Source organism: Microbispora sp. H10836, assembly GCF_012999525.1.
Classification (GTDB): Bacteria; Actinomycetota; Actinomycetes; order Streptosporangiales; family Streptosporangiaceae; genus Microbispora.
This window is the reverse complement of the sequence record NZ_JABBWU010000042.1, coordinates 1-24,013: the sequence shown is the minus strand read 5'-3', so window position 1 is coordinate 24,013 and position 24,013 is coordinate 1. Positions and strand designations below refer to the sequence as shown.

The 24,013-nt window shown below is 71.4% G+C and carries 22 protein-coding genes; 3 read left to right on the top strand and 19 right to left on the bottom strand.

The window, feature by feature from the left end; translation table 11 throughout:
* The first annotated feature begins 210 nt into the window (after positions 1 to 210).
* Positions 211 to 501 (top strand): hypothetical protein, encoded by a 291-nt coding sequence (locus HHX30_RS42380; RefSeq protein ID WP_249351018.1) that lies wholly within the window; start codon positions 211 to 213, stop codon positions 499 to 501.
* Positions 502 to 673: 172 nt separating this feature from the next.
* On the opposite strand, the gene HHX30_RS39895 is transcribed toward HHX30_RS42380, so the two are convergent.
* Both HHX30_RS39895 and HHX30_RS39890 read right to left on the bottom strand, forming a co-directional pair.
* Entirely contained in the window at positions 674 to 1,975 is a 1,302-nt protein-coding gene (locus HHX30_RS39895; RefSeq protein WP_169989135.1) for a condensation domain-containing protein, read from the bottom strand.
* Between the two features lie 536 nt (positions 1,976 to 2,511).
* Positions 2,512 to 4,089, bottom strand: coding sequence for a FadD3 family acyl-CoA ligase (locus HHX30_RS39890; RefSeq protein WP_211593460.1), 1,578 nt, complete (start codon positions 4,087 to 4,089; stop codon positions 2,512 to 2,514).
* A gap of 123 nt (positions 4,090 to 4,212) precedes the next feature.
* Here HHX30_RS39890 and HHX30_RS39885 point away from each other — a divergent pair, with 123 nt between their 5' ends.
* Entirely contained in the window at positions 4,213 to 4,980 is a 768-nt protein-coding gene (locus HHX30_RS39885; protein ID WP_311923049.1) for an SDR family oxidoreductase, read from the top strand.
* On the opposite strand, the gene HHX30_RS39880 is transcribed toward HHX30_RS39885, so the two are convergent.
* The 16 genes from HHX30_RS39880 to HHX30_RS39805 form a co-directional block, all read right to left on the bottom strand.
* Positions 4,959 to 5,777, bottom strand: coding sequence for a MaoC/PaaZ C-terminal domain-containing protein (locus tag HHX30_RS39880; RefSeq protein ID WP_169989133.1), 819 nt, complete (start codon positions 5,775 to 5,777; stop codon positions 4,959 to 4,961). The genes HHX30_RS39885 and HHX30_RS39880 overlap by 22 nt on opposite strands.
* Before the next feature lie 11 nt (positions 5,778 to 5,788).
* Positions 5,789 to 6,964 carry a lipid-transfer protein gene (locus HHX30_RS39875; protein WP_169989132.1) on the bottom strand — a complete coding sequence of 392 codons (1,176 nt, stop codon included), beginning with the start codon at positions 6,962 to 6,964 and terminating at the stop codon, positions 5,789 to 5,791.
* Complete coding sequence (locus HHX30_RS39870) at positions 6,961 to 7,386, bottom strand: MaoC family dehydratase (RefSeq protein WP_169989131.1); 426 nt, start codon at positions 7,384 to 7,386, stop codon at positions 6,961 to 6,963. The genes HHX30_RS39875 and HHX30_RS39870 overlap by 4 nt, the downstream gene beginning before the upstream one ends.
* Positions 7,383 to 8,504, bottom strand: coding sequence for an acyl-CoA dehydrogenase family protein (locus HHX30_RS39865; RefSeq protein ID WP_169989130.1), 1,122 nt, complete (start codon positions 8,502 to 8,504; stop codon positions 7,383 to 7,385). The genes HHX30_RS39870 and HHX30_RS39865 overlap by 4 nt, the downstream gene beginning before the upstream one ends.
* Positions 8,504 to 9,529 (bottom strand): bifunctional MaoC family dehydratase N-terminal/OB-fold nucleic acid binding domain-containing protein, encoded by a 1,026-nt coding sequence (locus tag HHX30_RS39860; RefSeq protein ID WP_311923048.1) that lies wholly within the window; start codon positions 9,527 to 9,529, stop codon positions 8,504 to 8,506. Before HHX30_RS39860 ends, HHX30_RS39865 begins: the two co-directional genes overlap by 1 nt.
* Before the next feature lie 77 nt (positions 9,530 to 9,606).
* Entirely contained in the window at positions 9,607 to 10,767 is a 1,161-nt protein-coding gene (locus HHX30_RS39855) for an acyl-CoA dehydrogenase family protein (RefSeq protein ID WP_169989128.1), read from the bottom strand.
* A 12-nt stretch (positions 10,768 to 10,779) separates the two neighbouring features.
* Positions 10,780 to 12,441, bottom strand: coding sequence for an AMP-binding protein (locus HHX30_RS39850; protein ID WP_169989127.1), 1,662 nt, complete (start codon positions 12,439 to 12,441; stop codon positions 10,780 to 10,782).
* 2 nt (positions 12,442 to 12,443) lie between these two features.
* The gene (locus tag HHX30_RS39845) at positions 12,444 to 13,685 is read right to left on the bottom strand and encodes an NADH:flavin oxidoreductase (protein WP_169989126.1); all 1,242 of its coding nucleotides are present in this window, start codon (positions 13,683 to 13,685) and stop codon (positions 12,444 to 12,446) included.
* Between the two features lie 98 nt (positions 13,686 to 13,783).
* Positions 13,784 to 14,140 carry a hypothetical protein gene (locus HHX30_RS39840; RefSeq protein WP_169989125.1) on the bottom strand — a complete coding sequence of 119 codons (357 nt, stop codon included), beginning with the start codon at positions 14,138 to 14,140 and terminating at the stop codon, positions 13,784 to 13,786.
* Between the two features lie 3 nt (positions 14,141 to 14,143).
* Positions 14,144 to 14,851, bottom strand: a complete 708-nt coding sequence (locus HHX30_RS39835) for an ABC transporter ATP-binding protein (RefSeq protein ID WP_169989124.1) — start codon at positions 14,849 to 14,851, stop codon at positions 14,144 to 14,146.
* Positions 14,848 to 15,711: an ABC transporter ATP-binding protein gene (locus tag HHX30_RS39830; protein WP_169989123.1), complete on the bottom strand. Its 864-nt coding sequence runs from the start codon at positions 15,709 to 15,711 to the stop codon at positions 14,848 to 14,850. The genes HHX30_RS39835 and HHX30_RS39830 overlap by 4 nt, the downstream gene beginning before the upstream one ends.
* The gene (locus HHX30_RS39825; protein WP_169989122.1) at positions 15,698 to 17,932 is read right to left on the bottom strand and encodes an ABC transporter permease; all 2,235 of its coding nucleotides are present in this window, start codon (positions 17,930 to 17,932) and stop codon (positions 15,698 to 15,700) included. The genes HHX30_RS39830 and HHX30_RS39825 overlap by 14 nt, the downstream gene beginning before the upstream one ends.
* Before the next feature lie 66 nt (positions 17,933 to 17,998).
* A complete protein-coding gene (locus tag HHX30_RS39820; protein ID WP_169989121.1) occupies positions 17,999 to 19,417 on the bottom strand; it encodes an ABC transporter substrate-binding protein in 1,419 nt (472 codons plus the stop codon).
* 61 nt (positions 19,418 to 19,478) lie between these two features.
* Complete coding sequence (locus HHX30_RS39815) at positions 19,479 to 20,240, bottom strand: SDR family NAD(P)-dependent oxidoreductase (protein WP_169989120.1); 762 nt, start codon at positions 20,238 to 20,240, stop codon at positions 19,479 to 19,481.
* Positions 20,241 to 20,499: 259 nt separating this feature from the next.
* Positions 20,500 to 21,339, bottom strand: a complete 840-nt coding sequence (locus HHX30_RS39810) for a phosphoenolpyruvate hydrolase family protein (protein ID WP_169989119.1) — start codon at positions 21,337 to 21,339, stop codon at positions 20,500 to 20,502.
* A gap of 1 nt (position 21,340) precedes the next feature.
* A complete protein-coding gene (locus HHX30_RS39805) occupies positions 21,341 to 22,576 on the bottom strand; it encodes a Tm-1-like ATP-binding domain-containing protein (protein WP_169989118.1) in 1,236 nt (411 codons plus the stop codon).
* Between the two features lie 90 nt (positions 22,577 to 22,666).
* Between HHX30_RS39805 and HHX30_RS42375 the strand changes: the two genes are divergently transcribed.
* A complete protein-coding gene (locus HHX30_RS42375; RefSeq protein WP_169989117.1) occupies positions 22,667 to 22,942 on the top strand; it encodes a hypothetical protein in 276 nt (91 codons plus the stop codon).
* 52 nt (positions 22,943 to 22,994) lie between these two features.
* On the opposite strand, the gene HHX30_RS39795 is transcribed toward HHX30_RS42375, so the two are convergent.
* On the bottom strand, positions 22,995 to 23,348 hold the full coding sequence (locus HHX30_RS39795; protein WP_169989116.1) for a hypothetical protein: 354 nt from the start codon (positions 23,346 to 23,348) through the stop codon (positions 22,995 to 22,997).
* Positions 23,349 to 24,013 lie beyond the last annotated feature (665 nt).

Sequence of the window (24,013 nt, the reverse complement as noted above, 5' to 3'; positions counted from 1 at the left end):
CTGACCCTCACCGGCGCCGGCACCACCCTCGGACTCGGCACGACCTGGACCAACACCACCCTGGTCCGCCGCCTCCCGATCCTCAAGTAACCCCCACAGACTCCGGCGCCCACCCCCAGCCCCCTGGAGGTGGGCACCGGCACGTCCGGGGTGCGGAAGCCCACCGGCACGTTGGAACGGTCACCCGTCCCTCCAGGGAGGAAATGAAAGATGAAAGAGAGATTCGAGCACGCGCCCACGGGCGAACCGCGCAAGAGCGGCCGTCCGGGGCGGTCGAGGCGGTGGGCCGATCTCACGCCGAGGCAGCAGGCCGTTCTCCTGACGCTCGCCTCGGTGGAGCTCTCGCTCACCGCGACCGCCGCCGTCGATCTGTTCCTCCGCCCCCAGACCCGGCTACGCGGTCACAAGTCCCTCTGGTGGCCCGCCCTGGTCGTCCAGCCCTTCGGGCCGATCGTGTACCTCGCTCTGGCCCGCAGGCCGAGGGAGTCCTCGCCCTCCTGAGCGGACGCCTGTCCTGCCGCGGCCACAGCGGCCGCGGCCGGCGGACGGTCTGCGCACGCGAGGGCGGCGCCCGGTCAGCGCGCCGGAAATCGGCGTCGGCCAGATCACGTGGGCCCACACCCCATGGAGGGTGGCCTGACCCTCGCCGTCGGGCCGCCCTGTGCCGGCCCTTCTACGAGAGCGGCTGGGCCGCGCCGACCACGAAGGACTCCAGCCGGTGCAGCAGATCGGCCATCTCGCCCTCGGGCAGCCGGGTGGTGTCGGCGCTCAGCTCCACGCCGAGAGTGCCCTTCCAGCGCATCAGGGCCACGCAGAAGTAGCAGCTGCGCTGGTCCGTCCCCGGGAGCCACTCCAGCTCGGACTCCCCGTCCCCGCTGCCGGCGCCGCCCGGATCCTCGCCGGGGCGCAGGTCGTTGAAGCAGCACGACGGGAACACGGAGATGCCCCGGTCGGCGCTCACTCGGTCGATCATCGCGTCGAAGGCCCGCGTGTCGAAACGTGCGCGCCGGTAGGACGCGAGAACCGCCGGATACGCGCTCACGAGGGTCTCGCCAAGGCTTCCGCACGAGCCCAGGGTGAACAGTCCCAGCTGATTAAGGCTGGTGACCAGGTCTCGGCTCCGATCGTCGAAGCGGTTGTGCACGATCGGGGTCATCGCGCACACCTCGTGCCCGGTCAGCTCGCGCAGCAGCATGGTGACCGCCACCAGGAGCACCGTGGCCGTGCTGACGCCGGCACGGCGGGCGAGCACATGTGCGGCGTGGTCGAGCCGGGGCGACGACAACACGGCCCGCGCGTACCTCGGCGTCGAGCCCGCTCCGACCGCTTTCGGGAACATGCCGGACGGCACGGTGCGCAACAGGGCCTCCCACTGCGCGATCGCCCGGTCCGAACGGGCCGACGCCGCCTGTTCCTCCCGCACCAGGTCGAGCAACTGCGACGACGGCGGTCGCGCGATCGCTCCGCGCAGCAGCAGCATCCGCAGGTCGCGCACCACGACGTCGGCCGCGCGCCAGTCCGCCACGACGTGGCTGATCACGAGCGCCACGTGAGTGGCGGCGCCGTCGCAGACCACGAGACCGGCGCGCAGCGGCTGCTCGCCGTCGTCGAAGGATCGACCGGCCAGGCGGGCGACGAGGTCCGCCGCGGCGTCGTCCGCGTCGCCGCGTGCCGCCTCGACCGTTTCGATCGGCAGAGTCCCGGCCGCCGCCACCTCCTGGTACGGCCCGTCCACGCCAAGCCGTACCAGGGATCGCAGGCCGTCGTGCCTGCCCACCACCTCGGCCAGGGCCGCCGCCACGACCTCCGGGCGGCGCGGGTTCCCCGCGCGGGGGACGGCGAGCACCCGGGGCACGTTGAAGTAGTGGGCGTTGTCCGGCCCCACCCCGTGGATGGCCTCCCAGATGGCCCGCTGTCCCCATGCCAGCTCGGTCCTACCGGAACGGTCGGAGGCGAAGTCCACCGAAAGCCGCATGCCTCTCCTTCAATGGTCAGAGACGTCCAAGTCCGAACTCTCTGGCCTGCGGCCCCGATCCCGGACAGCCGCAGACCTGGGTCACCGCCCGCGCGACCGCATCCACCAGGCGGCGCGTGGCGGCGGCGCCGAACAGGCCGGCCGGCACTCCAGCCGAGTAACCGACCAGCGGCTCACGAGCCCTCCTTCTCGATCCGTCTCCGGCTCGCGCGGCATCGCCTCGATCGCCCCGGATTCGTCGAGAGCCTGAGAGCGTTCACCGGCGGAAAGTGTGCGGGCGGCCGTGGGAACGCTCCCATGAAGGCTAGGTTTCGTCTCCGGGCCGGTCAATATCCTTCAGTGCCGTTCGCCGCGGCCCGATGTGACCTGACGGGGACGGCAGGCGATTTCCGCACGTGGCGGATACCGCTGGGGAGCGCTCCGTTCCGGCTTTTGACAACCTGGAAACTTCTTCGTCCGATGCGGCCGCATCCGGTCCGGCCTTATTCGGATAATGAGGCCGGACCAGTTTTTGGAAGCGCTCCCATATGGCCGCCTTACGCGCGCGGCCGAACGGCGAGCGCGGCCTTGTCGATCTTGCCGGTGGCGTTGCGCGGCAGGCCGTCCACGAGGACGACCTCGCGCGGGACCTTGAAGTTGGCCAGCCGTTCCCGGCAGTAGGCCGTCAGCGCCTCGGGGGTGACCGCCATGCCCGGGCGGGGCACGACGTAGGCGCGGCCGACCTCGCCCATGCGGGCGTCCGGCACACCGATCACCACGGCCTCGGCGACGTCCTCGTGGGCGGCGAGCACCTGCTCGATCTCCGCCGGGTACACGTTGAAACCGCCGACCACGAACATGTCCTTCGAGCGGCCGGTGATGGCGAGGTAGCCCCGCTCGTCGAGGCGGCCGCGATCGCCGGTGACCAGCCAGCCGTCCACGACCGCCGCCGCGGTCGCCTTGTCGTCGTCCAGGTAGCCGACCATGACGTTGTGCCCGCGCACCAGGATCTCGCCGTCCTCCCCCACGGGCACCGGCTCGCCGTCCCGGCCGGTCACCTTCACCTCCACGCCCTCGATCGCACGGCCGGAGGTGGTGGCCACGGTCACGTCGTCGTCCTCCACCGAGCATGCGGTGACCGTGCCGCACGACTCGGTCAGCCCGTACGCGGTGACGACCTGGGGGAACAGCTCGGCGCGCAGGCGGCGTACGAGCGCCACCGGGACGACCGAGGCGCCGGTCACCGCGAGCCGCAGCGACGACAGGTCGTGGCGGGTACGGCCGGGGGCGTCGAGCATGGAGACGTAGATGGTCGGCGGCCCGGGCAGCACGGTGATCTTCTCGGCCTCGATGAGCCGCATCGTCTCCTCAGGCTCGAACACCGGCTGGAGCACCATCGTGGCCGACTTCAGCAGACAGGCGAACACCCCGGCCTTGTAGCCGAAAGTGTGGAACATCGGGTTCACGATCAGGTAGCGATCGCCGTGGCGCAGGCCGGTCCGCGCGCTCCAGGCCAGGTAGGTGCGGACGTTCTGGCGGTGGGTGCACATCGCGCCCTTGGACCTGCCGGTGGTGCCGGAGGTGAACAGGATGTCGGCCACGTCGTCGGGACGCACCGCCGCCGCGCGGTCCCGGGCCGCCTCCTCAGGCACGCTCACGCCCGCCGCGAGGAAGCCGTCCCAGCTCGTCGCGCCCGGCCGCGGGCCGTCGTACGCCACCACGGCGGTGAGGGCGGGCAGGTCCGGCGTGCCGGCGGCGGTGACACCGAGCATGGCGAGGTAGCCGTTGCCGAGGAAGCCGTCCTCGGTGAACAGGACCCGGGCGCGGCTGCGGGCAAGGAGCCAGCGGGCCTCCTCGCCCTTGTACCTGGTGTTGATCGGCACCACCACGGCGCCGGCGCAGAGCGCGCCGAGGGCGGTGACGATCCACCGCGTGCCGTTGGGCGCCCAGATCGCGACCCGCTCCCCCGGCTCCACGCCGAGCGCGAGGAAGCCGCAGGCCGCCTCGCGCACCCGGGCGTGCAGCTCCGCGTAGGTCAGGCGGGACGCGCCGTCCACCACGGCCTCCGTGCCCGGAAACTCCCGGGCCGCCCGCTCCAGCACTCCCGGGATCGTCAGCGCCTCGTTGTCGGTCATGACCGTCATGGTGGCCGTTGCGTCCCGGTCCGTCAGGCGCGGTCCCGCTGGCCGGTACCTCTCCCCCATCGGCGGGCGGGCGGCCGTACCCTCCCTGGGGCGTATCGAAGGTGGGAGGACACGGTGAACGTGACGATGGATTTCGGCGGCCGGGCGGTGCTGGTCACCGGGGGGACCAAGGGCATCGGCTTCGTGATCGCCGAGGCGTTCCTCGCCGCGGGCGCCGAGGTCGTGGTGTGCGGGCGGAACGAGCCGGAGACGCTGCCCGCCGCGGGCGGCCGGACGGCGCGCTTCGCCGCCGCCGACATCCGGGACCCCGGGGAGGCGGCGCGGCTGGTGGAGCAGGCCGTGGATCACCTGGGCCGTCTGGACGTGCTGGTGAACAACGCCGGGGGCTCGCCGGACTCCGACGCGGCGACGGTCTCGCCGCGGTTCGTCGAGCGGATCGTGGACCTCAACCTGCTCGCGCCGTTCTACGTGGCCCAGCCGGCCAACCTCGTCATGCGCGAGCAGGAGACCGGCGGCTCGATCGTCAACATCGGCAGCGTCTCCGGCGTGGACCCGCAGCCCGGCACCGCGGCGTACTCGGCGGCCAAGGCCGGACTGCTCGTGCTCACCAGGGCGCTGGCGCTGGAATGGTCGCCCAAGGTGCGGGTCAACCACATCACCACCGGCCTCATCAGGACCGAGGCCGCCGCCTCCCTGTACGGCGAGGACGGCGGCGCGGCGCTGTCCGAGGTGATCCCGATGCGCCGGATGGCGGTGCCGCGGGACGTGGCGAACGCCTGCCTCTTCCTCGCCAGCGACCTCGCCTCCTACCTGACCGGGGCGGACGTCCCGGTGCACGGCGGAGGCGAGGTGCCGGCCCGCTACCTCGTGACGCGCGGCTGAGCGTCGCGGAAGACGGCACGCCCGCCCGTCAGCACGGGCGTGCCGTTCACCGCGGCTTCGAACACGACCGCGTCGTCCGACTCCCACGTACGCAGGTCGAGGCGGTCGCCGGGGAAGACCGGGGCGGCGAACCTGCCCGCCAGCTCGGTCAGATCGGCCGGGTGCGCGCCCACGGCGTCGGCCAGCGGCAGCGTGACCGCCGCCAGCGTGCACAGGCCGTGCATGAACGGCCGGGGCATCCCGGCCGCCTTCGCCGCCTCCGGGTCGATGTGCATGTGGTGCCGGTCGCCGAGCAGGCGGTAGAGCGCTGCCTGGTTGGGCGAGGTGTCCAGCCTGACCTGGTGGGCGGGCGCGATCTGCGGCCGCTTCGGCGCGGACGGCCCGCGTTCGCCGCCGAACCCGCCGCAGCCGGGCGCGAACAACGACCAGGTGGCGAGGAAGAACTCGCTGTCCACCTCGACCTCGAAGACCGCGGCGCCGCCCTTGTCCCAGACCCGGGCGACCCGGGCCGTCATGGCCAGTTCGCCCGCCGGTGGCAGCGGCCCCCGCACCACGAGCCGCTGGGAGCCGTGCACGGCGGTCCGGGTGTCGAACGCGCCGAGCGAGCCGAGCGCGTCGGGGGCCCACTGGGCCTTGGTCAGCGCGAACGTCGGCAGCACCCGCAGCCGCTCCTCGAAGACGAGGTCGAGGTCGGTGGCGGGGGCGCCGACGGCGAGCGCGTAGAGGATCGCCTCCCGCTCGTCGTAGGCGACCGTGCGCTCGCCGAGCTCGCGGCCGGCCCACTCGGCAGCGTTCATCTCGCCGGTGTTCACCGGTCCGCCCCGAGGACGAGGCCGCTGGTGGGCACCCCGGTGCCCGCCGTCACGATCACGTTGCGCACTCCTTCCGGCTGGTTGACGCTGGTGCCCCGCACCAGCCGCACGGCCTCGGCGACGCCGTTCATGCCGTGCAGGTACGCCTCGCCGAGCTGGCCGCCGTGGGTGTTGCACGGCAGCCGCCCGCCGAGCTCCAGATTGCCCTCGGCGACGAAGTCCTTGGCCTCGCCGGGGGCGCAGAAGCCCAGCTCCTCCAGCTGCGGCAGCACCAGCGGCGTGAAGTGGTCGTAGAGGATCGCCGCGTCCACGTCGGCGGGGCCGAGGCCGCTCTGCGCGTACAGCTGCCGCCCGACCAGCCCCATCTCGGGAATACCGGTGATGCGGGGACGGTAGTAGCTGGTCATCATGTGCTGGTCGTCGCCGGAGCCCTGGGCGGCGCCGAGGATGACGGCGGGCGGGTGCGGCAGGTCGCGCGCCCGCTCGGCCGAGACCACGACCAGCGCCTGGCCGCCGTCGGTCTCCTGGCAGCAGTCCAGCAGGTGCAGCGGCTCGGCGATCCAGCGCGACGCCTGGTGCTCCTCCAGCGTGATGGGCCGCTGGTAGAACCAGGCCGCCGGGTTGTTCGCGGCGTGCCTGCGGTCGACCACGGCCACTCGGCCGAAGTCCTCGCTGGTCGCGCCGTACTCGTGCATGTAGCGGCGGGCGAACATGGCCACCCACTGGGCGGGCGTCGACAGGCCGAACGGGTTGAGCCACGCGTAGGCCGCGCTGTCGGCTCCCGTCTCGATCGGCCGGTTCGCCTGGCCGAGGCCGTAGCGCACGCCGGACCGCTCGTTGAACGCCCGGTAGCAGACGACCACGTCGGCAACGCCGGTCGCGACGGCCAGCGCCGCCTGCTGGACGGTGCCGCAGGCCGCGCCGCCGCCGTGCGGGATGCGGGAGAAGAACGTCAGCTCGCCCATGCCGGTGTTGCGGGCGACGTGGATCTCGGCGTTGGTGTCGGCGGTGAACGTCACCATCCCGTCCACGTCGGACGGCTTCAGGCCAGCGTCGGCGATGGCCGCGAGCACGGCCTCGCAGGCGAGCCGGAGCTCGCTGCGGCCGGAGTCCTTGGAGAACTCGGTGGCGCCGATGCCGACGATGGCGGCGGCGCCGGAAAGACTGTTCATATCGCGCCCTTCCCCGGGAGCCGTACGACGGCGGTGCCGGTGACGTGGGCGCCCAGGCCGTTCTCGCCGCGTACGGCGATCTCGACCCGGCGGTCCTCGTCGTGCTTGGCGGTGACCGTACCGGTCAGCGTCATCGTGTCGCCGGGGTAGTTGGGCACGCCGAGCCTGATCTTGATCGCCATGACGACGGCGGACGGGCCTGCCCATTCGGTGACGTACCGGTCGACCAGGCCGTTGGTGGTGAGGATGTTCATGAAGACGTCCTTCGACCCGTGCTCGACCGCGAGGCCGGGGTCGTGGTGGACGTCCTGGTAGTCGCGGCTGGCGATCGCGGTCGCCACGATGAGCGTGCGGGTCAGCGGGATCGGCAGCGCGGGCAGCTCCTCCCCCACGCTCACCTCGTCGTACGTCCGCCCGTTCATGACGCGATCCTTCCGGCGGCGACGAGGGCGCCGAGCTTGGCGAGGTCGGTGCTCGGCCCGCCGAGCGTGCCGGAGATCTGCCTGGCCCACAGGAAGTGCCGGTGCACGGGATAGTCGACGTCGACCCCGATGCCGCCGTGCACGTGCTGCACCCGGTGCGCCACGGTCAGCCCGGCGTCCCCTGCCCACCACTTGGCGACCAGCACGGCCGCCGCGGCGTCCTCGCCCCCTTCGAGGGAGGTGACGGCCTGCCACAGGCACACGCGCATCGCGTCGACGTCGATGTAGCAGTCGGCGAGCTGGTGCTGCACCGCCTGGAAGGTGCCGAGCGGACGGCCGAACTGCTTGCGCTCGGACAGATAGGTCACGGCGTGCCGCAGCGCGCCCTGGGCCACTCCGGTCTGTACGGCCGCCAGCGCGACCGCCGCGCGCGCGATCGTCCAGGCGACGGCGCCGTCGCCCGGCGTGCCGACCGCCCGCGCCGGTGCGCCGTCCAGGGTGAGCGTGGCGGCGAGGTCGTGGGACGTGGTCTCCGCGGCCTCCCAGGAGACGCCTTGCGCGTCCGAGGCCACCAGGAACAGGCCCGGCCCCGCCTCGGCCGCCGCCGACACCAGCACGTGGCCCGCGCCGAAGGGGGAAGGCACGACCGCCTTGACCCCGGTCAGCCGCCAGCCGTCGCCGTCGGAGCCGCCATCGGGGCGGGCCGCGCAGCGCGGCTCGGCGGGGTCGCCCGGGCCGAACTCCTCAAGTGCCACGGTGAGCCGGGACGAGCCGTCCGCCGCCCCGGGCAGGAGGCTCTCGCGCTGCCCGGGGGTGCCGTGCGCGGCGACCGCGAGCGCGCCGACGGCCGCCGGCCACAGCGGCACCGGGGCGACGTGGCGGCCCTGCTCCTCCAGCAGCACGCACAACGCGCCCAGGCCGAGCCCGGCGCCGCCCGCCTCCTCCGGCAGCGCGATGCCGAGCAGGCCGGCCTTGCCCAGCTCCGCCCACAGCTCCTCGTCCAGCCGGGCCGGGGAGCCCTCCACCTCGCGTACGCGCTCGGTCGTGGCGCGGTCGGCGAATATCTCGTTCGCCAGGACGCGGACCGCTTCGAGCTCTTCGTCCAGCGTGAAGTCCATCAGTCCTGTTCCTCCTGCGCGACCGGCCGGAACACCGGGAGCGCCAGATCGGGGTCCGCGTCCAGCCACTCCAGGGCCACCGGCATGCCGATCTCGACCTCCTCCGGTGCGACGCCGACCAGGTTGGTGATGAGCCGCGTGCCCTCGTCGAGCTCCACGACCGCGACGATCAGCGGATACTCGAACGCCGGGTGGCGGGGGTGGTGGTTGACCACGAAGCTGTAGACGTGCCCGCGGCCGGACGCCTCGGCGGCGTCCCACTCGAACGAGCCGCAGTGGGGACAGCACGGGCCGGGCGGATGGCGTAGCGTCGCGCACCCGGAGCAGCGCTGGATCACCAGGCGGTGCTCGCGCGCCGCCTCGAACCAGAACGCGTTGTCCCGGTTGATCGCGGGCCGCGGCCGCGACGCCTTCGGCTCCCGCTTCTCGGTGGAAGGGGTCTTCGGCCTGAAGCGCAGCAGACGCCAGCGCTGCACGGCGACGACCTCGCCGTCCTGGTCGGTGTAGGTGCGGACCGTGGTCACGAACCGGCCGACGCCCAGCGCCGTGGCCTTCTCCGGGGAGATCGACTCCACGACCTCGCGGACGCTCACCCGGTCGCCGACCACGAGCTCGCGGTGGAACTCGAACTCCGAGTCGGTCGCCACCACCGAGGTGTAGCCGTCCTTCTCCAGCAGCGCGTTCAGCTCCCGCGCCCCGGCACCGGCATTCGAGCCCTCCACTGTGTCCGCGACGGTGGCGGCGTACCCCCGCATCGTCCACGCCTGCGTCATCGACGCGGGCGCGACGATCCCGGGACGGCCGGTCGCGCGGGCGGCGGCGGCGTCGAGGTAGACCGGGTTGCGGTCGCCCATGGCCTCGGCCCAGTGCCGGATCATGGGCACGTTCACCGGGTCGGGTCCCTCCCGCAGCGGGACGATCTCCCGCCCGGCGAAGTCCTCGTAATGCTGTGTTCCCCGCTCACCGTCGGGGCGCTCACGTCCGGTGGTCGTGCCGGAGGCGCGCGATGTGTCGGCTCTCGTCACGTGCTCGCTCGTCCCTCGCTCCGCGCGTTCCTCAGTCCAGACACCGGCGCGCCCCTCCGGATCGCTCGGCTGCGCCATCAGCGACCAGCCCTCGGGAGGCCGAGGCCCTGGGTGGCGACCATGTCCCGCAGGACCTCGTTCACGCCGCCGCCGAAGGTGTTGACGATGCCCTGCCGCGAGAGCTGCTCGATCTGCCCGGCGAGCACGGCGCCCGGCGACTCGGGGCGGATCCGGCCGCCCGCGCCGATGATCCCCGACAGCGTGCGCTGCACGTCGATGTGGGTCTCGGTGCCGTAGACCTTGGCCGCCCCGGCGTCCGCGCCCGACAGCGCGTCACGCGCGACCGCGTCGGTCATCTTCCAGTTCATCAGTCGCATCGCCTCCAGCCGCGCGTACGTGCGCGCGAGGTCCCGCTGAACCCACGGCAGCTCGATCGCGCCGTTGTCCCGCGCCCAGTCGACGACCTGCTCCCAGAGCTGGATAATCCGGCCGCCGAGCGCGGCCAGGCCGATCCGCTCGTGGTTGAGCTGATGGGTGATGAGCCGCCAGCCGCCGTTCACCTCGCCGACGACCGCGTCGGCCGGCACCCGTACGCCGCTGTAGTAGGTGGCGGTCACGACCATGCCGCCCACCGCCTGTATGGGGCTCCAGGAAAAGCCGGGTGCGTCCGTCGGCACGATCAGGATCGAGATGCCCTTGTGCTTGGGCGCGTCCGGATCCGTACGGCAGGCCAGCCACACGTAGTCGGCCGTGTTGGCGCCGCTGGTGAAGATCTTGCTGCCGTCGATCACCCACTCGTCGCCGTCCCTGACCGCCCGGGTCGTGAGGGAGGCGAGGTCGGTGCCCGCGCCGGGCTCGGTGTAGCCGATCGCGAAGACGACGTCGCCGGACAGGATGCGGGGCAGGTAGCGCTGCTTCTGCTCCGGCGACCCGTGGCTCATCAGCGTGGGGCCGACCGTGTTGACGGTGACGAACGGGAACGGCAGCCCGGCCCGCTGGACCTCGTCGAAGAACACGTACTGGTCCTCGATCGAGCGACCCTGCCCGCCGTACTCGACCGGCCAGCCGATGCCGAGCCGGCCGTCGGCGCCGAGGCGCTTGACGACCTCGCGGAACCGGGGGCCGCCGACGCCCTCCTCGCCGACGCGGCGCCGCTCGTCCTCGGGCAGCAGGCCCGCGAAGTACTCCCTCAACTCCCGGCGCAGCTCGCGCTGCTCCGGACTCTCACGCAGGTCCATGTCCGCTCTCCTTCACGCCTGACCGAGGAAGCGCAGGCGCCCGTTGGCGGCGAACTCCTCGCGCAGCGCGGCCTTGTCCTGTTCGGTCATGAGGCTGTATTCGGGTGCGCCCCGCCCGGCCCAGCGGTAGACCCGGTCTGCGGTCCGCCAGCCGTCCATCTGCATCTCCTTCTTGCGCAGCTTGTTCGACCCGGTGGCCGGCAGCGCGTGGGAGACCCGCACGTAGCGCGGCGCCCCCTTGGTGCCGAGGTCCTCCTGCGCGGCCAGGAACTCCGGCAGGCCGAGGTCCTCGAACGAGGTGCCCTCGGGGATCTCGATCGCGGCCATGACCTGGTCGCCGGAGCGCGGGTCGGGCAGGCCGAAGACGCCGGCCGCCACGATCAGCGGGTGCCGGCGCAGCACCCGCTCGGTCAGCAGCGCGGAGATGTTCTCGCCGTCGACCCGGATCCAGTCGCCCGACCGGCCGGCGAAGTAGATGTAGCCGTCTTCGTCGACGTAGCCGAGGTCGCCGGTCCAGTACCAACCGTGGCGCACGCGCTCGGCGTTGGCGGCGTCGTTCTTGTAGTAGCCCTCGAACCTCGCCGCGCCGTCGACGTCCACGATCTCGCCGATGGCGTCCTCGGCGTTCGTCACCCGGCCGTGCGCGTCGAGCACGGCGGGCGGGCAGGTCTCGCGGGTCTCGGGGTTGACCACCCGTACGCCGGGCCGCGCCGGGCGGCCGAGCGCCGACGCCGGTCCCTCGGGCGCGAGCCGGATCATGCCCGCGCCCTCGCTGGAGCCGTACGCCTCGATGAGCCGGCAGCCGAAGCGGCGCAGGAACGCGGCCTGGTCCTCGGGCGAGGCCTCGGTGCCGAAGGCGTGGTCGAGGGTGTTGTCGGCGTCGTCCGGCCGCTCGGGCTGGGCCAGGACGTACGCGATGGCCTTGCCGACGTAGGTGAAGAACGTCACGCCGTAGAAGCGCACGTCGGCCAGGAAACCGGAGGCGGAGAACTTCGGCACGAGCGCGACGGTCGCCCCGGCGGTCAGCGACGGCGCCCACAGGGCCATCAGCGCGTTGCCGTGGAAGAGCGGCATGCAGCAGTAGCTGACGTCGTGCCGCCGGACGTCGTACTTCTCGCAGTTGGCGTAGCCGAGCCCGGTCAGCCGGCCCTGGGAGCAGACGGCGGCCTTGGACGCGCCGGTCGTGCCCGAGGTGAACAGCAGCAGCATCCGCGTCCTGGGCGTGATCTCCGGGTCGCGGACGGGCTCGCAGGCGTGCGCGGCGACCGTGTCCGTGTAGCCGTCGCCGTCCACCAGCAGGAAGCGGTCGCGAGGCACGCCGATGTCGAGGCCGTCGAGCAGCTTCAGGCCGGCCTCGTCGGTGACGACGAGCCGCAGGTCGGCGTGCCTGACCTCCTGCTCCAGGTAGGCGCCGCGCCGGGTGCTGTTGATCCCGACGATCGTCGCGCCGGCCAGGGCGGCGGCGCCGAGCCAGAAGACGTACTCGGGGGTGTTGTCGAGCAACACGCCGATGTGGAAGGGACCTTCCCGGCGCAGGCCCCGGGCCAGCGCCGCCCGGGCGGCACTCTCCCGCACCACCTCGTCCCAGGTCCAGGTGCGCTCACGGGTGCGCAGGCCGGGGTGGTCGTCGCCCAGACGGTCGAGCAGCAGGTCGGCGATTGTCTCCCGGCGCACCGCTAGCCCTTCCGCTGGGTCGGGATCGGGCCGGTCAGCACGCAGTGGGTGCCGCCGTAGATCGCGGTCATGCACTTGTTGCAGTGGATGCACAGCGACCTGACGTTGTTGTCGGCCTGGATGCGGTTGATGAGATCGGGCTCGCGCAGCAGCGCCCGGGCCATTGCGACGAACTGGAAGCCCTCGGCCATCGCCTGGTCCATGACCTGCTTGTTGGTGATCCCGCCGAGCAGGATGAGCGGCATCGTCTTGAGCGCGGCACGGAACTGCCGGGCGTCGTCCAACAGGTAGGCGTCCTTGTAGGGGTAGGCGCGCAGGAAGTGCTTGCCGACGAGCTGGACGCCCAGCTTCACCGGCTGCTTCATCACCGCGGCGAACTCGCGCAGCGGGGCGTCGCCCTTGAACAGGTACATGGGGTTGAGCAGCGAGCTGCCGGCGGTGAGCTCCAGGGCGTCGAGCGAGCCGTCCTCCTCCAGCCACCGGGCGACCTTGATGGACTCGTCCAGCCAGAAGCCGCCGGGCACGCCGTCGTCCATGTTGAGCTTCGCGGTGATCGCGATCCGGTCGCCGACCGCGTCGCGCACGGCGCGGGCGATGTCCCTCGACAGGCGGGCCCGGTTCTCCAGGCTGCCGCCGTACTCGTCCTTGCGGTGGTTCACCCTGGGGCTGAGGAACGAGCTGGCGAGGTAGTTGTGCCCGAGGTGGATCTCGACGGCGTCGAAGCCCGCCTCGATCGCCATCTTCGCGGCGTGGGCGTGGGCGGCGACGATGCGCCGCAGGTCGTCCCGGGTCGCGGCCTTGGTGAAGCTCGTCGTGGTGGCGTGGAAGTGCCGGGTGGGGCCGAGCGCGGGCAGCCCGTTCGACCTCGGGTTGGCGACCGGGCCGGCGTGGCCGATCTGCGCGGCGACGGCGGCCCCCTCGGCGTGCACCGCCTCGGTGAGTCTGCGCAGGCCCGGCAGCGCCTCCGGGGTCCACTGGATCTGGCGCCGGTCGGTACGCCCCTCCGGGGCGACCGCGCAGTAGGCCACGGTCGTCATGCCGACGCCGCCCTGGGCGTGCCGTACGTGGAACTCGATCAGCTCGTCGGTGACCAGGCTCCTGCGGCTCAGCCCTTCGTAGGTGGCCGCCTTGATGATGCGGTTGCGCAGGGTCACGGGCCCGAGCTTCGCCGGGGCGAGCACGTCCGGAGCGTTCTGCGCGGTCTCCGGGGACGGGCGCGCTTTCCGGGGCGCTTCCTGAGTCATTGGGGATCCTCCACTCCGGTCTTCAAGCTGTCCAGACGTTAGTCAGCGGGACCCGCCGGCGATCCGGCGAATCCCGCTGACCGGGAAGAACACGGTGGTCAGGCGCCGCGCGCCTCCAGCGCGGCGGCGATCTGGTCCGTGTGCGCCTGGCCCTCCACGAGCTGGCGCAGCAGCCACAGCCGCAGCACGCGCGCCACCGCCGCGGCGAGGTACAGCGCGGCGCCGGACACGGTCACCGCGGCGCACGCCGTCGCGAGGATCTGGAAGGAGGCGATGTCTCTCAGGTCGTCCTGCGTGAGGGAGTTGTTGTACGCGATGAGCCCGCCGACGACCCCGGCGATCATCAGCAGCACACCGATGACGCGCACCGTGCCGTCGTGCTTCGACCCGTCGGTCTTCAGCTTCATCCGCGCCACGTCAGACGTGAACCGCTCGCGTCGTTCCTCGGTCAGCATCGGTCAGCCTCCTAGATAGCTGCTTGAGAGTTGGTCCTCGATGTCGCCGGGACGGCCGGATGCGACGACGCGTCCGTGCAGCATCAGGGCGGCCGTGTCGGCGATGGGCAGCACGGCCCGGGCGAACTGCTCGGCCACCAGCACCGACAGCCCCTCCGCCACGAGCTGCGCCACGGTTTCGTACATCCGCGTGACGATCATGGGGGCGAGCCCCATGGACAGCTCGTCGAGCAGCAGGATCACCGGATCCGTGCCGAGCGCGCGCGACAGCGCGAGCATCTGCTGCTGACCGCCCGACAGCGAGCCCGCGAGCTGGTGGCGGCGCTCGCCGAGGATCGGGAAGCGGGTGTAGGCGGCCTCCTCCAGGTCCGCCAGGCGGGCCCCGGTCCCGGTCGCGGCCCACAGGTTCTCCCGCACCGTCAGGTTGGGGAACACTCCCCTGCCCTCCGGGATCGAGCAGATGCCGAGCCGGGCGGCGTCCTGGGCCGTGATGCCGTTGACCCGCCGCCCGGCCAGCCGCAGCTCACCTCCCGTGAGTGGCAGCAGACCGGCGCAGACCTTCATCGTGGTCGACTTGCCGCCGCCGTTCGGGCCGAGCAGGGCGACCACCGACCCGGGGTGGACCCGCAGGTCCACCCCGTGCAGCACCTGGATCGGGCCGTAGGCCGCGCGGACCCCGGTGAGCTCGAGCAACGGCACCTGCTCGTTCACGCGACCTCCTCCCTGCGCACCTCTTCTGCGCCGGCTTCCTCTGTGCCGATTTCCTCCGTGCCGACTTCTTCTGTGCCGCTTTCCTCCGTGCCGACTTCTTCTGTGCCGACTTCTTCTGTGCCGACTTCTTCTGTGCCGACTTCTTCTGTGCCGATGTACGCCGCGACGACCTCGGGCGACTCCCGGATCTCCTTCGGCGTACCGGAGGCGATGAGCCTGCCGTAGTCGAGCACGTGGATCGTCGTGCACAGCCGCATGACCAGCGGCAGGTCGTGCTCCACCAGGCAGATCGCCAGTCCCTCGGCGGCGAGGCCGGTCAGCAGCGCGGCGAACGCCTCGGTCTCCCGCTCGGTCTGGCCCGAGGCGGGCTCATCGAGCAGGAGCACGCGCGGCGCGGTCATCAGCGCCCTGGCGACCTCCACCACCCGGGCCCGGCCGGTCGGGATGGCCGAGACCTCCAGGTGGGCGATGTCCTCCAGCCCGGTGCGCGCCAGGACGCGGTCGGTCTCCTTCTCGACGTCCACCGTGCGCCCGGTGGCGCGCAGGATGTCCCCGGCCACCCTGACGTTGTCGCGCACCGACAGCGACAGGAACAGCTCCAGCCGCTGGAAGGTGCGGGCCAGGCCCAGGCGGGCCCGCCCGGCCGGGGCGAGGCGGGTGACATCGGCGCCGTCGAGCAGCACCCGCCCGGCGGCCGGCCGCTGCAGGCCGGTGACGGTGTTGAACAACGTGGTCTTGCCGGCGCCGTTCGGGCCGATCAGTCCGGTGACGCACCCGGCCTCGACGCCGATGCTCACCCCGTCGACCGCGGTGTTGCCGCCGAACCGCACGGTGACGTCGCGTGTCTCAAGCAACGGCATGGACGCTCGCCTCCTTCGCCATGCGCTCGCGGGCGGGCAGTCCCAGCTCGCGGTCGAGCCGTTCGCGCAGCTCGTCGCTGTACGGCTCGGCCACACCGGCCAGCTCCGGCGGGGTCCGCCTGACGGGTGCGGCCGCCCGCATCCGGCCCGCGACGGGCAACGCCATGACCAGGCACGCGGTCAGGATCGCGAACCACCAGTTGCCGATGACCCCGGTCAGCGCCAGGCCGTACAGCGCGGCCTCGACGGCGGCGGCCCCGGCCAGCAGCGCCCTCGCGCCGCGCAGCGTGCGGTAGCCCTCGACGATGTCGTGCACGGTGCCGCTGGGGTTCTTGCCGACGCCCATGCCGATGAGGGCGGTGGCGACCACGAGGAGCTGACCGATCGTCTTGTAGATCGACTCCATCGCGGGGTGCGCGGTGGCGAGGTCGTTGAACGTGCCCACCATGATCGTGAATCCGACGCCGGACACCAGGCCGCCGAACAGCGCGCCGCTGATGTAGCCGATGCCGCCGACGACCGTGAGCATGACCAGCGCGAGGCTCGCCATGATGGCGAAGTTGTCGCCCGAGACCGAGCCGCCGGCGCTCGCCATCAGCAGCCCGCCGAGGCCCGCGATGGCCGCCGACAGCATGAACACGCCGAACTTCAGCTTCACCAGGTTCTGGCCGAGCATGGCGGCGGCCGCCGGGCTGTCCTTCATGGCCGCCAGGCGCCGGCCGTACCCGCTGGCGCGCAGCGCGGCCAGGCCGACCCCGATCAGCGCGAACAGCACGGTCGCGGTCATCAGGAACGTGCGCGGGTCGCGCAGGTCGAGCGGGCCCACCTGGAGCGGCGGCACGATCAGCGTGCCGTTGGGGAAGATCGAGAACGTCACGCCGAAGAGCGTGTGCTCGGTGGTGTCGCGCAGCACCATGTTCGACAGGAACACGCCGAACGCCATCGTGGCGAGTGCCAGGTAGAGTCCGCGCAGCCGCAGCGCCGGCAGCGCGACCAGACCGCCGACCACGGCGGTGACGAGGACGGCGAGCAGCACCCCCCACAGGGTCAGCCGGGAGGCCAGGCCACTGCCGGTGACGCCGAAGTGGAACCCGATGATCGTGGCCACCGCACCGAACGACAGCGGGGCGAGATTGAGCTCCCCGGCGTAGCCGGTGAGGAGGGTGAGCGACAGCGCGACGATCGCGAACGTCATGCCGAGCGCGAACGTCGTGATCGACCCGTCGTCCAGGAGCAGCGCGAGCAGGAAGACCGCGGCCACGAGCGCGGCACCCCACACGGCCGCCGAGCGCGGCGTGGGTGGCCGGTACCGCTCCCGGGTGCGCACCGCCGCCACCCGAAGCCGGTCCTGCGGCAGCACGATGAGCACCACGAACAGGATGATCATCGGCAGCGAGACGCGGAGGTTGCCGGCCCATGTCCAGTCGGTCGGGAAGTACGCCATGACGTACGTCGCCGTCATGCCGAGCACCATCGCGCCGGTGAAGGTCCGCGGGATGCTGCGCAGCCGGCCGAACATCGCGGCCGCGAACGCGTCGATGACCAGCAGCGTCAGCTGGTTGGCCTCCAGCGCGCCGCCGCCGATCGGGGTGACCAGGATGCCGGCCAGCACGGCGAGGGTCGAGCCCATCGCCCACGACAGCATGGCGATCCTGTCGGGGTCGTGGCCGTTGAGGCGGAGCAGGTCCGGGTCGTCCACGGCGCCCCGCATGACCACCCCGGCGCGGGTGCGGGTGAACAGCAGCCGCAGCCCGATCGCGACCGCCACGGCGACCACGAGGCAGACGAGCTCGTGAACGCGGACGACCACGCCGCCGAACTCGATCTTCGCGTTCGCCCCGAAGAACATCTCCGTGACCCGGGCCTCTTCGGGGTGCCAGATCCACTGGGAGAGGTAGACCATCCCGAGCATGATGGCGACGGTTACCACGATCTTGGTCACGTCCGCCGTCTCACGCAGCCCCCTCATGATCAGCATGTGGAGCAGGGCCCCCATCGCGGGCCCGGCCAGGCCCACCACGACGACCAGCGACAGCCACATCGGCCAGCCCCAGCCGTAGGTGAGCTGCCAGTAGAGGAACGTGCCCAGCATGGCCTGGGCGCCGTGCGCGAAGTTGAAGATTCCCGAGGTGGTGTAGGTGAGGACCAGCCCGGACGCGGCGATGGCGTAGACCGCGCCGAGGACCAGCCCGAGGATCGTGAAGGTCAGGAACGACGTCATGCGGGGCCCTTGCTCTGGACGGCGAGAACGGCGGCGGACCGGCGGACCGGCCCGCCGCCGGGGCGATCAGGCCTGCGGCTTGATCACGTCGGGGGTGAGGAAGGTGGTCGCGACCCGGTCCTCACCGAGCTTGGTGCCCCAGGTCGCCGGGTCCGTCTTGAGCAGGTTGCTCTTGTCGCACGCGAACTCGCCCACGGTGGCCGGGGCGACCTGCTTGTAGGTCGAGCCGGTCAGCTTCACCATGAGGGTGCAGTCCGACGGCATGTTGGCGCCCGGGTCGGTCGGGGCGTGCAGGCCGCCGCCGGTCCACTCGTGGATCTGCGACAGCTTGTCGACCATGCACTGGCGGGTGAGGTCGGAGCCGCAGTCCTTGGCCGCGGTGGCCCACAGCAGGAAGGCGGAGGTCGCCTGCATGCCGAGCAGCGCGGTCTTGCCGCCCTCGGCGCCGACCAGGTCGAGGTACTGCCTCACCGCCGGCACCTTGTCGGCGTTCTCGAAGGGCTGGAAGATCAGACCGGCGTGGATGTTGTCGCCCTGGCCGCTGGTGTTCCACTTCGCGACGGCCTGGCTGTACCAGGTGGCCTCGAACACCAGCGTCGGATGGGCGTCCACCCGGTCCAGCGACTCGAGCAGGCTGAACATCGCCGGGTCCGGCGACTTGGACGTCCACAGCGCCTTGACGCCGCACGACTTGAACTTCTCCGCGAACGGCACGTAGCTCGGGTCACCCTCGGCGTTGAGCTGCACGCCGCACTTCTTCGGCGCGATGCCGAGCTCCTTCATGGCGCCCGCGATCTTGTTGCTGCCCGCCATCACCGCCGGGGAGGTGGAGGTCACCAGGTCCACGGCCGAGGTGAACTCGGGGAAGGTCTTGGCGGCCAGCTTCAGCGGCGCGGCGTTGTAGTAGTCCACCGGGTACGGCACGGCCTCGAACTTCATCGGGCCCATCGCGGCGTTCGGGCCGACGGTGTAGCCCGCGACCACCGGCAGCTTGCACGCGACGCGGTACTGCTCGGCGGACTCGTCCATCGCGAAGCCCTCGCCGACGAGCATGAAGTCCTGCGTGCACGCCTTCTGCATGACGGTGGCCGCCTGCATGTAGGCCGCATCGTACTGGTGGCCCACGATCTGGCGGCCGTTGATGCCGCCCTGCTTGTTGCACCACTTGATCATGGCGCTCACCGCGTCGCCCATCTCCTTGGACAGGCCGGGCGCCTTGGTGAAGCCCCGGTCGTCGCCGTAGCCGATGGTGATCGCGGTGTCCGTGACCCCCTGGTCGGTGGCGCCCTTGGCGTCACCCGGCCCGCAGGGCGAGGCCAGGGTGCCGAACGTCTCCTGACCCTGACCGCCCGCGGCGGCCGGCGACTGCGCGTCGCCGCCGCTCGCCGGGACCGCCGCCGAGCCGCCGCGCTCGCCGGCGCAGCCCGCCAGCATCGCGAGGGCCAGGGCACCGGCCGCCACGCGGCCGATCGCCTTGCCGTTCATCCGGTGGTTCTCCTTTCGCTGACCGCCAGACGGCGGCAGGTGGTGCGGGGGGTGCGGCGGCTCAGCCGAAGTAGGCCTGCCCGCCGTCGAGGGGCACGGTCGCGCCGGTCAGGTAGCGCAGGTCCGGGCCCACGAGTGCGACGACGGCGCGGCCGATGTCCTGCTCGCAGTCGCCGATGTAGCCGAGGGGGATGGTCTTGCGGAACTCCTCCGCCTCCTCGGGGAAGGCCTCCGTCCACCGCTTCAGGCCCGGGGACAGGGCATGCGGGGCGATGTTGTTGACGCGGATGCCGTCGGGCCCCCACTCGGCCGCCGCCGTGCGGGTCAGCGAGCGCAGCGCCTGCTTGGCCGCGGCGTACGCGCCGTACGTGGAGGGGTCCCAGCGGACCATCGCCGAGGTGACGAGGTTGACGATGCTGCCGCCCCCGCGCGCCTTCATGTGGGGATGGCAGGCCTTCATGAACGTGAACGCGGCGAACGGGCCGCTGCGGAAGCCCTTCTGGAAGACCGCGTCGCTCATCGACAGCAGCGTGCCGTACGCGCCGGTGTAGGCGTTGTTGACGAGGATGTCCACCCCGCCGAACCGGGTCACGACGGCCTCGACCACCGCGGGGATCGCCTCGGTCTCGGTCACGTCGCACGCGAACGGCTCCGCCGTCCCGCCGCGCTCACGGATCAGCTCGCAGGTCGTCTCCAGCTTCGCCGCCGTGCGGCCGAGCACCGCCACGGACGCGCCTTCCGCGGCGAGGGCGAGCGCGATGCCCTGGCCGACGCCTTGACCGGCTCCCGTAACAATCGCGACTTTCCCGTCCAGGCTTCCCATGCGTCTTCCGTTCCGCCGTGTGTTGGGCCGAAATAGTGCTGTGACGCGGCACACCAAAAGTGGGCAGTCCCGCTCACCGGGAACAGGCTTCACCGCCGCGCGGCTCCGGCGTGAGCCGGTCCCGGTCACCGGGAAGTGCGCCGCCGTGCCGGTCGGCGTCGGATTGGGTGGGACACCCCGAGTGGGACGTCCGAGTGGAAAACGGCCGGTCGACGGGCGTGCGGACGTCCGGGTCGTGATCGGTCCGCTGACGCGCGCACTATTCCGAGATCGGCCCGCCGAGCCGGAGGCGCTTGAAATCGGTCGCCTGGGCGGCGATCGCCTTCTCCGTGGGGAGGCGTTCCATCGACGAGGCCCCGAAGAAGCCGTCGATCCCGTCCGTGTGGTCGAGGACGAACTGGGCGTCCTCCGGTTCGGCGATGGGGCCGCCGTGGCAGAGCACGATGAGGTCCGGGTTCACCGCGACGGCGGCGTCGCGCATCTCCTGCACCGCGGCGGCCGCCTCGTCGAGGGTGAGGGCGGTCTCCGCGCCGATGCTGCCGCTCGTGGTCAACCCCACGTGGGGCACGAGGACGTCGGCTCCGGCCTCGGCCATCGCTGCGGCCTGCTCGGCGTCGAAGACGTAGGGGGCGGTGAGCAGGTCACGCCGGTGCGCTTCGCGGATCATGTCCACCTCGAGCCGGTAGCCCATCCCGGTCTCCTCGAGGTTCTGCCGGAACCTGCCGTCGTACAGGCCCACGGTGGGGAAGTTCTGCACGCCGGCGAAGCCCATCGCCTTCAACTGGTCGAGGAAGGGGCCCATGAGGCGGAAGGGGTCCGTGCCGCAGACCCCGGCCAGCACGGGGGTGTCGCGTACGACCGGGAGAACCTCCCTGGCCATGTCGACGACGATCGCGTTGGCGTCGCCGTACGGGAGCAACCCGGCGAGCGACCCACGACCGGCCATGCGGTAGCGGCCCGAGTTGTAGATGATCAGCAGGTCGACGCCGCCGGCCTCCGCGGCCTTGGCCGACAGGCCGGTGCCGGCGCCCGCGCCGATGACGGGCCGGCCGGCCTTGACAGTGGCGCGCAGGCGTCCGAGAGCGGTCTCGCGGTTCATCTCATTCTCCAGTTCGGCATGCGCGGATGAGGCGGTGCAGGGCTTCGGCCGCGGTCCGGCCGAAGCCCGGATCGTTGATGGCGGCGTCCACGTCGTGGACGTGGACGCCGCTGTCCGCGAGGCCGTCCCGCAGCGCGGTGAAGCAGGCGGCGTCGGCGTCGGGGTCGGCGAACGGCCCTCCTTCGACGTCGATCCCGGAGACGCCCTTGAGTGGCAGGTAGACCTCCACGGGCCCGGTGGCGCGGCCGAGCTTGGCGCCGACCCTGGCCCCCAGCTCGGCCATCTCCTCGCGGGTCGTCCGCATGAGGGTGACTGTGGGGTTGTGCACCAGGAACTTCCGGTCCGCGAACTTTTCCGGGACGGTGTCGCGGGGCCCGAAGTTGACCATGTCAAGCGCGCCGACGCTGACCACCTGCGGGATGCCGGCTCGCCCCGCCGCCTCCAGCCGGTGGGGGCCGGCGGTGAGGACCCCGCCGACGAGGTCGTCGGCCAACTCGGTGGTGGTCAGGTCGAGGACGCCGTCGAGCATGCCGGAGGCGGCGAGGGCCTCCATCGCCCGCCCGCCGGAACCGGTGGCGTGGAAGACCAGCACTTCGTATCCGGCACTCGTCAGGAAGTCACGGGCTTCGTCGACGGCGGGCGTGGTGAGGCCGAACATCGTGGCGCCGACGAGCTTGCGCTCGTCGCCGGTCTCGTGACGGACCCGGGCGTACCGCTGGGCCATCCCTGCCGCCGCGGCGGCGGCGTTGCCGAGAACCGCGCGCGAGAGCCGGTTGATGCCGGAGATGTCCACGACGGAGTACATGAGGGTGACGTCGACGTCTCCGACGTAGGGGCCGACGTCGCCCGAGGCCATGGTCGAGACCAGCAGCTTGGGCACGCCGACGGGCAGGGCCTGCAGCGCACGGGCGGCGACGGACGAGCCGCTGGAACCGCCGATCGCGAGAAGGCCGTCGAGGCGCCCCTCGTCGAACAGCCGCCGCACGATCACGGCGGCGCCGGTCGCCATCGCGTCCATCGCGGCGCCGCGGTCGCGGGCGGCGCGGAGCAGGTCGAGCTCGGCGCCCGCCGCCCGCGCCACCTCGTCCGCGCCGATGTCGGCGAGGTCCGCCCCGTGGGCGAAGGTGCCCACATTGATCAGCAGCGCGTCGCAGCCCGCGTCACGCAGCTGGTCGCGGACCCAGCGATACTCCTCGGTCTTGGTGTCCAGCGTTCCCAGCAGCACCACCGTCGCCACCGCGGCCTCCTGTCGTCGTCGACCTGCGCGTACGGTCGACGATGCCCGGCCGTGGCCGAATCGGCCAGGCCAATCGCGCAGAATCGGTCCATGGCACGTGCGGAACACGTCGACAGCGCCGCCCTGGCCCGCTTGATCGGGGGGTGGCGGGCGGAGGACGTGCCGCTGCCGCACGCGCTCGCCGGCGCGCTCGCCGAGCTGATCGCCGGGAACGTGCTGCCGCGAGGCCCTTGTCTCCAAAGAGCAGACGGGGCGGCGTGCAAGCTCGACGACGCCCAACTCGCCCGCCTGGAGCAGGCCCCGGAGGAAGGGCCGATGGCGCATGCCTGGGATGACCAGTTCCGACCCCGTAACCTCAGCCATTAGGCCTTTCTAACCCTGATACTGGGCCCTCAGAAAACCCCCAAGAGAGTCGAAGCTACCTTGACCGCAGAACCTTTACCTGAGGGTCAAAACAGTTCAGCCCAAACCTGTTGGCAACCTGTGCCACATGCGCAGACGCCATATCTGCACTACTCCACGCAAGCGCGATGTAAACGTATGGCCCACTTGCCCCTTTGGAAAGTGGCGTTGCAGCCCAGGGCGTATCGTCTCCGGTATCCCTATCAGGCCAACGCTCAGTAAGGGCGGCCAGGAAGTCGGCGACGACGCTTACTACAGGGAACAGCTCATCGCCATCGAGGTACTCGTCGTACAGGTGATTATGCACCCTAGCCGCTTCGCGATCATTCGACGGCACATCCCCTTGCCAAACCGCCAGGTCGTAGCTCATCTTTCACTCACCTCGTCTCGCGTGCAATAGAGCTCGGCGCTTGCCGATGCGCGGTCCTTGACTCCTTCTACCATGCCATACAAAATCACGTTGACGTCGGCCTGCGGAAGCAAATCGCCACTCTTCAAGCCCCAGCTACTCAGTTTGTCGGTTCGCAGAATTACATTCCTTCGTTCCCAAGCTGCCCATACACAGTCTTCTGCTGGGGTGAAAGCCTGACCGAAGGGCCATTCTTCACTTCAAAATACTCGGGCGCACCCAAGCCGGGGCCATTCCTGGTTGCGACGATATCAATATACGATATCGTCCCGTCTTTGGCTTCAACCTTCACGTGCGTCCCCATGATCGTGTAAGCCCGGTCCTGAAGCTCCTGTAGCAAGGCTCACTGCGTGACCAAGTGCGTGACAACGCCGACGAACGACCCTGGACGACAGTGGGCAGTGACCGCAGTCCGAGAGCGTGCAGGCCCACTGCGAACGCCTGCCGCCGTTGCCTCATGCGCAAGAAGTTACGTGTTAGGTTGTCGCAGTGTCGGCGCCTGAGGTTCCCCCCGTAGCACGGACACCTGTGGTGTGGTCACTCGATGGTGTCTGAGGGCAGGTAGAGGCTCTCGAACGTGACGGGGCTGTGCATTCCGATACTGGAATGACGACGGTATGGATTAC

Bases quoted from the DNA above. Each gene is read 5' to 3' on its own strand.
- HHX30_RS42380 (WP_249351018.1), top strand. From the start codon at position 211: ATGAAAGAGAGATTCGAGCACGCGCCCACGGGCGAACCGCGCAAGAGC.
- HHX30_RS39895 (WP_169989135.1), bottom strand. From the start codon at position 1,975: ATGCGGCTTTCGGTGGACTTCGCCTCCGACCGTTCCGGTAGGACCGAG.
- HHX30_RS39890 (WP_211593460.1), bottom strand. From the start codon at position 4,089: ATGACCGACAACGAGGCGCTGACGATCCCGGGAGTGCTGGAGCGGGCG.
- HHX30_RS39880 (WP_169989133.1), bottom strand. From the start codon at position 5,777: ATGAACGCTGCCGAGTGGGCCGGCCGCGAGCTCGGCGAGCGCACGGTC.
- HHX30_RS39875 (WP_169989132.1), bottom strand. From the start codon at position 6,964: ATGAACAGTCTTTCCGGCGCCGCCGCCATCGTCGGCATCGGCGCCACC.
- HHX30_RS39870 (WP_169989131.1), bottom strand. From the start codon at position 7,386: ATGAACGGGCGGACGTACGACGAGGTGAGCGTGGGGGAGGAGCTGCCC.
- HHX30_RS39865 (WP_169989130.1), bottom strand. From the start codon at position 8,504: ATGGACTTCACGCTGGACGAAGAGCTCGAAGCGGTCCGCGTCCTGGCG.
- HHX30_RS39855 (WP_169989128.1), bottom strand. From the start codon at position 10,767: ATGGACCTGCGTGAGAGTCCGGAGCAGCGCGAGCTGCGCCGGGAGTTG.
- HHX30_RS39845 (WP_169989126.1), bottom strand. From the start codon at position 13,685: ATGACTCAGGAAGCGCCCCGGAAAGCGCGCCCGTCCCCGGAGACCGCG.
- HHX30_RS39840 (WP_169989125.1), bottom strand. From the start codon at position 14,140: ATGCTGACCGAGGAACGACGCGAGCGGTTCACGTCTGACGTGGCGCGG.
- HHX30_RS39830 (WP_169989123.1), bottom strand. From the start codon at position 15,711: ATGCCGTTGCTTGAGACACGCGACGTCACCGTGCGGTTCGGCGGCAAC.
- HHX30_RS39825 (WP_169989122.1), bottom strand. From the start codon at position 17,932: ATGACGTCGTTCCTGACCTTCACGATCCTCGGGCTGGTCCTCGGCGCG.
- HHX30_RS39820 (WP_169989121.1), bottom strand. From the start codon at position 19,417: ATGAACGGCAAGGCGATCGGCCGCGTGGCGGCCGGTGCCCTGGCCCTC.
- HHX30_RS39815 (WP_169989120.1), bottom strand. From the start codon at position 20,240: ATGGGAAGCCTGGACGGGAAAGTCGCGATTGTTACGGGAGCCGGTCAA.
- HHX30_RS39810 (WP_169989119.1), bottom strand. From the start codon at position 21,339: ATGAACCGCGAGACCGCTCTCGGACGCCTGCGCGCCACTGTCAAGGCC.
- HHX30_RS42375 (WP_169989117.1), top strand. From the start codon at position 22,667: ATGGCACGTGCGGAACACGTCGACAGCGCCGCCCTGGCCCGCTTGATC.
- HHX30_RS39795 (WP_169989116.1), bottom strand. From the start codon at position 23,348: ATGAGCTACGACCTGGCGGTTTGGCAAGGGGATGTGCCGTCGAATGAT.